The 10,748-nt window shown below is 66.8% G+C and carries 4 protein-coding genes; 3 read left to right on the top strand and 1 reads right to left on the bottom strand.

Annotation, left to right across the window (positions count from 1 at the left end):
* Nucleotides 1–3: 3 nt before the first annotated feature.
* Nucleotides 4–6,441, bottom strand: coding sequence for a non-ribosomal peptide synthetase (locus HGO40_RS16125; RefSeq protein WP_250963820.1), 6,438 nt, complete (start codon nucleotides 6,439–6,441; stop codon nucleotides 4–6).
* A 326-nt stretch (nucleotides 6,442–6,767) separates the two neighbouring features.
* Here HGO40_RS16125 and HGO40_RS16120 point away from each other — a divergent pair, with 326 nt between their 5' ends.
* Genes HGO40_RS16120 through HGO40_RS16110 form a run of 3 tightly spaced genes read left to right on the top strand, consistent with a single transcriptional unit; the run spans nucleotide 6,768 to nucleotide 10,720 of the window.
* Nucleotides 6,768–7,628, top strand: a complete 861-nt coding sequence (locus HGO40_RS16120; protein ID WP_250963819.1) for an ABC transporter ATP-binding protein — start codon at nucleotides 6,768–6,770, stop codon at nucleotides 7,626–7,628.
* Complete coding sequence (locus HGO40_RS16115; protein WP_250963818.1) at nucleotides 7,625–9,613, top strand: hypothetical protein; 1,989 nt, start codon at nucleotides 7,625–7,627, stop codon at nucleotides 9,611–9,613. The genes HGO40_RS16120 and HGO40_RS16115 overlap by 4 nt, the downstream gene beginning before the upstream one ends.
* A 21-nt stretch (nucleotides 9,614–9,634) precedes the next feature.
* Nucleotides 9,635–10,720 (top strand): hypothetical protein, encoded by a 1,086-nt coding sequence (locus HGO40_RS16110; protein WP_250963817.1) that lies wholly within the window; start codon nucleotides 9,635–9,637, stop codon nucleotides 10,718–10,720.
* The last annotated feature ends 28 nt before the right edge of the window (nucleotides 10,721–10,748 follow it).

The raw sequence follows: 10,748 nt of genomic DNA, 5'->3' as shown, positions 1-10,748 counted from the left end.
GCATCAGATGACGCCCTCTTCAACGGTGTCCGAGGCAGGTTGGCGCTCAAGGATCTGCGCCACCTCCGTCAAGGTGGCGGCGCCGAACAACTGGCCCATGGGCAGTTCAAGGCCCACACGGCTACGCAGCATTTCGAGAAAACGCGTGGCCAGGAGGCTGTCGCCCCCGAGGCGGAAAAAGTTGTCGTGACGCGACACGCTCGGCACGTTGAGCAATTGCTGCCAGAGCTCGGCGATCAGTTGTTCTTCCGGGCGCAGCGGTTGCTCGTCCGCCACCGGGCGCGACTGGGCGGCGTCGGCCAATCGCGCCTGCAATGCCCGGCGATCGATCTTGCCGTTGCTGCTCAGGGGCAAGTGTTCCAGCACCAGGACGTGTTCCGGGCGCATGTACCCCGGCAAGCACTGCTCCAGGTGTCGTGCCAAGACCTCTGCGTCGGTGCTGGCCGTCACGGCGGCCATCAGCCGGTTGTCGGTGACCAGCGCCACGGCCCTGGTGACGCAGGGGTGGCGAGCGAGGGCTGCCTCGATTTCGCCCAGTTCGATGCGATGGCCACCAATCTTCACCTGGCTGTCGGCGCGCCCGTGAAACTCCAGCAGGCCATCGGGGTGGTAGCGACCCAGGTCGCCGGTGCGGTACCAGCCGTCGACAAAGCGCTCGGCATTCAACTGTGGCGCGTGGCGATAGCCGCGGGCGACGCCGGCGCCACCAATCCACAGCTCACCGGTGCCCCAATCCGGACAGTCGCGGCCCAGGGCGTCGACCACTCGGTAAGCCTGGTTGGCCAGTGGCACACCGTAGGGGATCGAGCGCCAACCCGGCAGCGCTTGCTCCACCGGGTAATGGTTCGACCAGATCGCCGCTTCGGTGGCGCCGCCCAGGGCGATAAAACGACAGTCAGGGGCCTGTTGCCGCAGGCGCTGGGGCAGGTCGAGGCCAATCCAGTCGCCCGACAGCAACGCCACGTTCAGGCCCAGTGGCTGGCGGTCATGGGCATTGGCTTCCAGCAGCATGTCCAGCAAGGCCGGCACGCTGTTCCACAGAGTCACGCGATGGTGTTGCAACGCGTTGAGCCAGGCCCGGGCATCGCGGCGCTGGTCCTCCTCGATCAAGACCAGCGCACCGCCCACCGACAGCAGGCCGAACAGGTCGTACACCGACAGGTCGAAATCCAGCGCTGACAAGGCCAGCGTGCGGTCGCTGGCGTCGATTCCATAGCAGCGATTGATCTCGGCCACGGTGTTCATCGCGGCGCGGTGGGTGATTTCCACACCCTTGGGCTGGCCCGTGGAGCCGGACGTGTAGATCACGTAGGCCAGCTCCGCGGCCGAGACGGCGAGCGGCGCCGAGAGCGGTTCAGCGTCCAGCGCGTGGAGCGGGTCGAGGTGTTTGACGCTGGGCAATTGCGGGTCATGCCCGGCCAGGATCAGGGTGACGCCGGCCTGCTGCAGGATGCGCTGGCAACGCTGCAGCGGTTGGGCGACCCCGCCCGGCAAGTACGCGGCACCCGCGGCCAGGATGCCCAGCACGCTGGCGATCTGTCGTGGCCCCTTGGCCAGGGACACCGCCACCAGGTCGCCCGGCACCACGCCGGCGTCCACCAGGCTGCGGGCAATGCGCAGCGCCTGCTCGGCCAACTCGCCATAGCTGAGCATGTCGTGCTCACCCCACAACAATGCCGGGCATTGGGGCGCTTGGCGTGCCTGTTCGAAGAAGCCCTGGTGCAAGGTCGGGTCACCCGGCACGCTCGGGCCCGGGGCATTGAGCTGGGCGCGCAACTGCGCCTGGGCTTGGGGCAGCAGGTCGGGAGGTGGGTTGTCCCAGGTGTGCTCGGCCAGCCAGTTCAAGCTGTACAAGTAGGCATCGAACATCGCTTCGACCAGGCCTTCAGGAAACAGACCGACCACGTAGTCCCAGTTCAAGGCGATGCCGCCGTTGGCTTCCACCACCTGATGGTCGAGCCAGACCTGCGGGGTTTGGGTCAGGCCAAAGACTTGCCGGGCAAACGGCCCGTCCACCGGCGCGGCCGTGCCATCCGGGACCCCGAGCGCACTGGTGAACACCACGGGCATGCTCACCTGTTGCTCGCCATTGCCCCGGGCCAGCTGGCGCAACAGGCTGACCGAGCCAAGGCAACGATGCTCCAGTGCCTCGCCCAGGGTGCGCTGGGTGCGCCGGGCGCGGTCGACCCAGCGTTCGCCGGGCAGCGGAACATAACCGAGCAGCGTCAGGGAGGTGAAATCCCCCATGACCTGATCGATCTGGGGATGCAGCGCCCGACGATCGAACAGCGTGAGGTTGAGGCTGAGGTCGGGGCGTGCACTCCAGCGGCCGAGGGTTTCGGCAAACGCGCAGAGCAGTACGGCCGAGGCGGTGAGGCCCTGTTGTTGGGCCTTGGCCAGGATCGCCCGCCAGGCTTGGGCGTCGATTTGCCCTTGCAGGCGTTCGAAGCGCGGTTGACCCAGGCTGGCGGGGTCAACCGCCAGCGGCAGTTGCGGGTGCGGCGGCAACTCGGGCAGACGTTCTTGCCAGAAGTGTTGCGCGGCTTGCAGCTCGTCCGCGTCCACGGCGGATTGCAGTTGATAGTCGCGGAACGACAGTTCCAGCGGCACCAGCGTCAACCCAGGGTCACGGTAAATGGCATCGAGTTCTGCGTAGAAGCGCAGGATGCTCAGGGCATCGAGGATCAGGTTGTCCAGGCTGATGGCCAGCCGTGTGCAGCGGCCATGAGTCACGGCCTGCACATCGAACAGCGGCCACTGGCCCGGATCGAACACGCGATGGGCGCAGTGTTCGCGCAAGTCGTCGAGGTGGGTGTAGCCCTGGCCGATTTCAAAGGACGGCAGCTGTTGCAGGGGCAGGATGCGCGCCTGGCCGCATTGATCGAATACGGCGCGGAGCATTTCGTGGCGCTCGATCAAGCGCTCCAGCGCGGCCTGCAGGCGCGGCAGGTCGAGGTCCTCGACGTCGTACTCGCGATAGAAGTGGCAGCTGACGCCGCCCAGTACCAGGCTCGGGTCGCGGCCCAGCCAATAGGCCTGTTGCACCTCGGTCATGGGGAAGGGCGCATGGCGTTGCGGCAGGTCGGGCACAATCGTGTGCCGTGGTTCGGCCTGGGCCTGTCGATGCAAATCGGCACAAAAATGCGCCAGCACCGGTTTGGCGAATACCTGGGCGATCCGCGCGCCTCCCAGCCCTTGCTCTGCAAGCAAACGCACCAGGCGGGTAGCGCTCAGGGAGTCGCCGCCCTGGGCGAAGAAATTGTGTTCTCGGCAGACCTCGGCGCAGCCCAGTAACTGCTGCCAGGCATGGGCCACCAGGGTTTCGATGTCGCCGCAGGGAGCGGACAGGTTGGCCTGCACCGGGGCGCTGTTGGCCGCCAGCCAGTCGTTCAGTACCTTGCGATCCACCTTGCCGTTGCCGGTCAAGGGCAACTGCGCGCAGCCCAGGATAGTGCTGGGAATCATGTAGCTCGGCAGGCGCTCGGCCAGATGTTCGGCCAGCCCCTGTGGGTCCAGGCGCGTGGGCATCGCGGGGGCGTTCGTCAGGCGTACCACTGCAGCCAACTGCTGGCCGGCCAGCAGCGCCACCGCCTGCTCGACGCCGGGCCAGGCCAGCAAGGCGGTTTCGACTTCCCCGGCTTCGATGCGGTAGCCATGCAGTTTGAGTTGGAAATCGGTGCGCCCGAGGAATTCGACGTTACCATCGGGGTGATACCGGGCACTGTCGCCGGTGCGGTACCAACGCAAGCCTTGATAGTCGACGAAACGTTCAGCTGTGCGCACCGGGTCGCCGCGATAACCCTCGGCAACACCAGCGCCACCGATCCACAGTTCGCCGGCCACCCAGTCGGGGCAGTCGTGGCCGTGTGGGTCGACAATGCGCAAGCGGACATTGTCCAGCGGGGTGCCATAGGGCAGGCAGTGCCAGAGTAAGGGTTGGCCGGGCAGCACTTCGAACAGGGTCGAGTGAATGGCGGTTTCGGTGGCGCCGCCCAAGGCCATGAAACGGCAGCCGGGGGCTTGGGTCCACAACCGTGGCGCCAGGTCCGGAGCGACTTTGTCGCCGCCAAGCAATACCGCGCGCAGGGGCAGGCTGGCACCGGCGGGGGCGCAACCGAGCAGCATGTCGAGCAACGCTGGCACGCAGGTGAGCACGCTGGCGCGATGCCGCAGGGCCAGTTCACGCCAGCGTCTGGCATCACGCTGGGCCTCGGGCTCGATACCGATCACCGCCGCCCCAGTCGACAGCGCGGCAAACAGGTCGAATACCGATAAGTCGAACTCCAGGGCCGACAGCGCGAGGATTCGATCGTCGCTGTTCAGTTGCAAGCGCCGTTGCAGGTCTTCCAGCGTGTTGGCAGCGGCCTGATGGCTGATTTCCACGCCTTTGGGTTCACCTGTGGAACCGGAGGTATAGAGGATGTACGCCAGGTCGCTGATCGCTCCGGGCCGGGGGGCGTCCAGCGCCGTGCTGGCGGCGGGCAGTTGCGTGAGCAATAAGCGCGCGCCCGACGAATCACAGATTTTCCGGCACCGCGCCGCCGGTTGATCGACGCTGATGGGCAGGTACGTGGCGCTGCACGCCAGGATGCCCAGCACCGCGATCACCTGCTCGGATCCCTTGGGCAGTTGCAACGCCACCACGTCACCGCGTCGCACGCCTTGGCCTTCCAGGTAGGCCGCCACGTGTAGAGCACGTTCGGCGAGTTCGCCATAGGTGATGACGGGATGATCGCCGTGCAGCAACGCGGGCAGGGTGGGTGTCAAGCGCGCCTGGGCAAAAAAGGCTTCGTGCAAGCGTTGTACCGGCAGCGGCGCGGCCTGGCCCTGGACGCCATTGCGGACGTCAAGCTGGCTGGCAGGGATCAGCGCCGGAGGCGACAGGTCCCAGGCCGAAGCTTCAAAACACAGGCGCTGCAACAGCCCGGTATACGCCTCGAACAACCCATCCAGTACACCGTCGGCGAACAACCCTTCACGGGCGTCGAGATTGACCAGGACACCGCCATCCAGCTCGGTGACCTGGGCGTCGAGCCACACTTGCGGGCCTTGGGAAATGATCCAGGCCGGTTGGCCGAAACACGCTTGCACGCCCTCGGCGAACAGTTCCCCCAACCCCAGGGCGCTGGTGTACACCACCGGCGCCAACACTTGCTCACCCCGTTGCCGGGACAGTTCGCGCAACACCTCCAGGCCGGAAAACGCGCTGTGTGCGGCATCGCTGTGGAAGCGCCGTTGCAGGGCCGTGGCACGGGCGGCGAACGTGCCGCTGACGTGACCGTCCCATGCCAGCAGGATCGATGAGGTGAAATCGCCAACCAGGCGCTCCACATCGGCATGCAGTGGCGTGCGGTTGAACAGCGGCAAATTGAGCAGCAGCTCGGGCGTCTCGCACCAGGCGCCAAGGGCTTCGCAGAACACCGCCGCCAAGGCCATCGCCGGCGTCAGGCCGTGCTCCCGGGCGTGGCGCTCGAAGCCCTGGCGCTGGGACGGCGGTAGCCAGTGGTGACGGCGTCGCACCTGGCGATCGTCGCCCTGGGGCTTGATGGGCAAGCGCGGGGCGCCGGGCAACCGGTCCAGGCGCTGCAACCAATAGTCACGGGCCTGTTGATGAAGCGCACGTTGCTCGGGGCTGGCGTGTTCACGGCGCAGGTCGGCCAGGTAACGGGCAAAGCTGTAGTCCAGCGCGGCCAGGGGCTGTTGGCGATACAACTGCACCAGGTCGCCGAGCAGGGTGCGCAGGCTCAGGGCATCGGCGGCGAGCATGTCGAGGTTCAAGTGCAGGCGCGTCCCGTCGGGCAGCAACGACAACTGGATGTCCAGCACCTGCCCTTGTTCAACGGCCAGTTGGCGGTGGGATAACTCAGTGCGCAACGCCGACAGCCGTTGTTGCTGTTGCTCGGCGCTGGCCTGGCGCAGGTCATGCATCTTCAATCCCGGCCAGGGGCTGCGGGCGAGGATCCGCTGGCGACCGTCGTCGAGAAACTGCGCGCGCAACATCGGGTGGCGCGCCAGCAACGCCCGTACGGCGGCTTCCAAGCGGATCGGGTCGACGTCGCGGCCATCGAATTCGTTGTAGAAGTGCGCGGCGACACCGCCCAGCTGCTGGCCGGGGGCGCGTCCGATCCAATAGGCGTGTTGCATCGGCGCCAGTTCGAAAGGCTGGCCGTCGTCCGCCGGCGCGGTGACCGCCGCCGGGACTTGGGGGGCCACCTCAAGCATGGCCAGCCAGGCTGACAGGCGCGGGTCGGCGATCAGGTCGGCAAAACGCGCGGCCAGGCCATGGCGGCGCCATTGGCCGGCGAGGCGAATCAGGGTGACGGAATCCAGCCCCCATTCGATCAGGTTCGCTTCCAGGGGAATCTGGTCGGCGGGCAGGTCGAGGGCCTGGGACAGGGATTGGCGCAGCAGTGTTGCGGTTGAGGTGCTGGGAGTGGCCATGGCTCAACGTCTTCTCATTGCTAGGGCCCGGACCGGGGTTGGCCCAGGCGCTGGGGGCAGGCAGTTGCTTGGGGGAAGATGCTAGTCATTCTCATTTTGCCAACTACCCGGATCGAATCGTTTTTGCCCCGTATCCGCGTCTCGCTCACCGGTTGCAGTGCCGTGGTGGCTACGCACAGCGCCAATCGCCCGCAGGATGCGGTTGGAAAATGACTTGAATCGGGTAGAGCCCGCCCCATGGCCTTGACTACCGTCGCTCGCCGCCCCTTGCCGGGCCTGTGTCCCTCTGATTGGAGTTACGGATGTCTGTCGATTCGGGTTGACAAGTGCGCGGCCTGCGCAAGCGCTACCCCAACGGCGGCGAGGCGCTGCGTGGCGTGGACCTGAGTGTCGGCCCCGGGATGTATGGCTTGCTGGGGCCCAATGGAGCGGGCAAAAGCAGCTTGATGCGGACCCTGGCGACACTGCAGCAACCCGACGCCGGCAGCATTCACCTGGACGGGACGGATGTGTTGGCCGATTCCGATCATTTGCGCCGCCGCCTGGGTTATCTGCCGCAGCAATTGGGTGCGTATCCGGGCGTGAGCGCACGGGACTTGCTCGATCGTTTTGCCTGGCTCAAAGGGCGTACCGACAATCGCCAGCGCCGCGAGGAAATCGAGGGCCTGCTGGACAAGGTCAACCTCCAGCAGGCCGCCCATCGAGCGCTCGCCACCTATTCGGGCGGCATGCTGCGCCGGTTCGGCATCGCCATGGCGTTGGTGGGTTCGCCACGCTTGCTGATCGTCGATGAGCCCACGGCGGGCCTCGACCCGGCGGAGCGCAACCGTTTCCATCGGGTGTTGGCCGATGTCGCCGCCGAGTCCATCGTGTTGCTTTCGACCCACATTGTCGAAGATGTCGAAAACCTCTGCAGTCGGCTGGCCGTGCTGGCCGCTGGGCAGATCATTGTGGAAGGGAGCCCGGCACAGTTGCTGGCGGCCGAGCAGGGCCGGTTGTGGGAAGCGTCCTTCGACCGTGGCGAGTCGCTGCCCGCTGCCTTGCATGTGGCCGCCAGCCCCCAGGGCAGCCGCGTCATCGTCCATGGCGAGCGTCCTGCCGATCCACGTTTCGTGCCCCACGCGCCGCGCCTGGAAGACATCTATTACCTGGCCCTGGCCCAGGCGGGTGAGGCGCTCGACGCATGAATACCTTTGCTCTGCTGATGCGCGAGGCCTGGGTGGAAGTGCGCGCCGGGTTGCGCAGCGGCATTCCGTTGCTGGTGTTCCTTGGCCTGACCGGCTACCTGCTGATGGCCCTGACCAATGCCGACTATGTGCAGAAGAGGGGCGCTAGCGATATCGCCCGCAATGCGCCGAGCCTGATTTACCTGATGTCGTGCGGCTGTATGTTCTTCCTGTTTTTTGCCTGGGCCTGGGTGTTCGCCCAGCCGGCCCTGAGGGACCGCAAGGCGCAATTGGAAGAAGTGCTGTTGGCCTTGCCGTTGTCCCTGCCGGCGCTGCTGTGGGGACGTTTTATCGGCGCGGCGTTGGTGGGTGGCTTGCTCGCCAGTTCATTGATCGTCGGCTTTCTCGTCAGCCCGGTGCTGGGCTGGCTCGGCTGGGTGCCGGCGGCGAGCATCGGCGCACCCATGTGGTCGGCGCTGGGGTTTGCCTGGGTCGCCTTGCTGTTGCCAGTGAGCACCGGGATTGGCGCGTTGTATTACTTGCTGGCCTTGCGCAGCCGAGGCCTGGCCGCACCGTTTGCCTTGGCGACGGTGCTGATGCTGTTGTGGATGTTCGCCGTGGTGGTGCTCAAGGGCGGGCACATCAACCCGCTGTTGGCGGCCAGCCTCGATCCGTCACTGTTCACCTTTGCCCAGGCCCAAGTGGAAACCTGGAACGCCGCGCAGAAATCCCAATCGCTGTTGGCGTTGACCCCGGGGTTCTGGCTTAACCGCGCGCTGTGGTGTGGGTTGCCGTTGCTGCTGCTGGCCGTCGTCCTGGCCCGCACCAGCCGCCAGGGCTTGATGGGCCACCGCGGCGGCGCCGTGTTGGCCGAGCCGCCGATGCTGTTGGCGAGCCACGTGCGCTTGCCTGGCCCGTTACCCGCCAGCCGCTGGCCGCGGGCGGTGTGGTGCGAGGGTCGCTGGCAGGTGCGGCAGTTGTTTGCCCGGCGCATCGGCTGGGTTGCCCTCGGCTTGTTGCTGGCCATGGGCATACTCAGCGGGTTTGTTCATCTCGGGTGGCAGGCGCGCGGGCCGATGGTGCCGCGACCGGACCTGATCTTGCCGTTGTTATCGAGCGCGTCGTTCCTGGTGATCGCCTTCATTGTCGCGGCGCTGGTGGGGCTGGTCTGCCGGCGCGATGACGTGGAAGGCCTGGGCGCAATGCTACAGGCCACCCCGGCGCCGGCGTGGCTGCGTTTGTTGGGACGGGTGGCCTGCGTGCTGGTGGCGACGCTGGCCTTGGCGCTAGTGCCGGGGGTTGCCAGCCTGGTGATCAGCGCGCTGGTCGCCCCCGACAACTGGGCACCGGGCTTTGTGCTGATCTATCAGACACTGGTGTTCGCGCCGCCGTTGCTGGAACTGGCGATGCTCACGGTGCTGGTGCATGCCTTGATCCGTCGTTCCGGCCTGGCGTATGCGACGTCCATGCTGTTGACGTTTTTCCTGGTGCTCAACCATGAATTGGGGCTGGTCAGCTATCCCGCCTATGCCATGGCGATACCGGCCCACGTGGCCTTGTCGCAACTGACGGGCTGGGCGCCCTGGCTGCCTTATCTCGCCACGTTGACCAGCTGGAAACTGGCCGGCTGCCTGATGATGGTCGCGGTGGCGGCGTTGGCCTTGCCCCGTGGGCCGGAGCGACGCCGTCTGAGGGATGTGCGCCGCAGCCTGCAGGGCTTGCCCGGTGTGTTGCTGGTGTTGGGGGCCGTGGGTTTGCTGGGCAGCGGCACGCTGTTGCATCGGCATCTGGTGGAGCAGGGCGACTATCGGTCGGTGGCCGAGGAACGGGCCGAGCACGCCGAATGGGAACAGCGATGGCTGACCGGGGCGGGCGCATGGCAGGTGGCGGACGGGCGCTTGCACTTGCGCATCGACAGTGTTGCGCGACGTGTTGACGGCGAGTGGACGCTGGGAACCGTAATCGCCGCCAAGGAGCACCTGGACGCAGAGTTGCCGCCGGGGTAGCACGTCACGGCGGTGAGCGTCATGGGCCGACCGGTCATTTATGAACAGGCGGCGGGGCATTTGCGTGTGCCTTTGGCGGAGTGCGCGGCGAGTGGCTGCAGCGTGCAACTGAACTGGACGCTGGACGCCGCCGGCTGGCCGGTCGAAGGTGACGCACACTGGCTGGGGCCGCGAGGGGTGTGGCTGCAAGCGCGCCGCGTGATGCCACGCCTGGGCCTGGACAGCGAGCGCCTGCTGCGCGCGCCGGCCCACCGTGCCGAAGCCGGCTTGCCGCCGCAGGTGCCAAGTTTGCCGGTGGGAGCGGCCGTCGCCGTGGACGCGGTGGCACCGGCGGGGTCGTGGCAATGGCTGATCGAGGTGGATGGCCAGGCGTTCAATGGCCAAAGCGCGGGACCACTGGACTTCGCCTATCACACGGCCGCGACACAAGACCTCGACGGTGTGCACGGGCTCGCCGATGCCGGCCGGCAGCAAGCCGCCCGTGAGGTGCGCGAAGACCTGGAGGTCATGTCCGCCTGTGTGGCTCGCCGCCTGGGCAGTGGCCCAACCGTCGAGGCCCTGAGCCAATGGCCGACCGGCATGGGGGCCAGTCATCTGAGCCAGGCCCATCTGGTGCTCAGCCAGACGCCGGATTGGGATGTGGCGCAGGCAGGTGTCGGGCGCTGGACGCGCCGTGCCCATATCGCCGAACTGCTCGCGCGGCGAATGCTGAGCGATGCCAGCGACCTGCGCCAGGCCCCGGGTTACCTCTGGCTGAGCCAGGGTGTGGCGGGCGCGATCGGCTTGCTGTGTGTTGGTGACGTCGACGGCGTTGAGGCCCGCTCGGCCTTGGTGAAGTTGATGGCCGATGATCTGACCCGCGCCTTGAGCAATGACGGCGAGCCCGTCGGCACCTTGGCCACTGCCCGGGAACAGGGCTGGGTCGCGACGTATGCACCGCTGGCCAGCCTGGACTGGGTGGCCGGACAAAGCGCCGAACAACTGGCGGCAATGACCGCAAGCATCCGAAATGGCCAGGGATGGCCCGCCGCGATCCAGCACCTGTTGGGCGCGCCCTCTGACCAGGCGATCACCGCAGCGCTCAAGCGCTGGGGGCCTGCGCAATGAATTCGAACCATCCCTTTTGCCTGGAGTT

The organism is Pseudomonas sp. CG7 (genome assembly GCF_023701885.1).
In the GTDB taxonomy this organism is placed as follows: domain Bacteria; phylum Pseudomonadota; class Gammaproteobacteria; order Pseudomonadales; family Pseudomonadaceae; genus Aquipseudomonas; species Aquipseudomonas zanjanensis.
Note: the sequence above shows the minus strand (reverse complement) of the source record. Positions and strands in the feature narration are given on the sequence as shown.

Coding starts and splice junctions, on each gene's coding strand:
- HGO40_RS16125 (WP_250963820.1), bottom strand. CDS start 6,441: ATGGCCACTCCCAGCACCTCAACCGCAACACTGCTGCGCCAATCCCTG.
- HGO40_RS16115 (WP_250963818.1), top strand. CDS start 7,625: ATGAATACCTTTGCTCTGCTGATGCGCGAGGCCTGGGTGGAAGTGCGC.
- HGO40_RS16110 (WP_250963817.1), top strand. CDS start 9,635: ATGGGCCGACCGGTCATTTATGAACAGGCGGCGGGGCATTTGCGTGTG.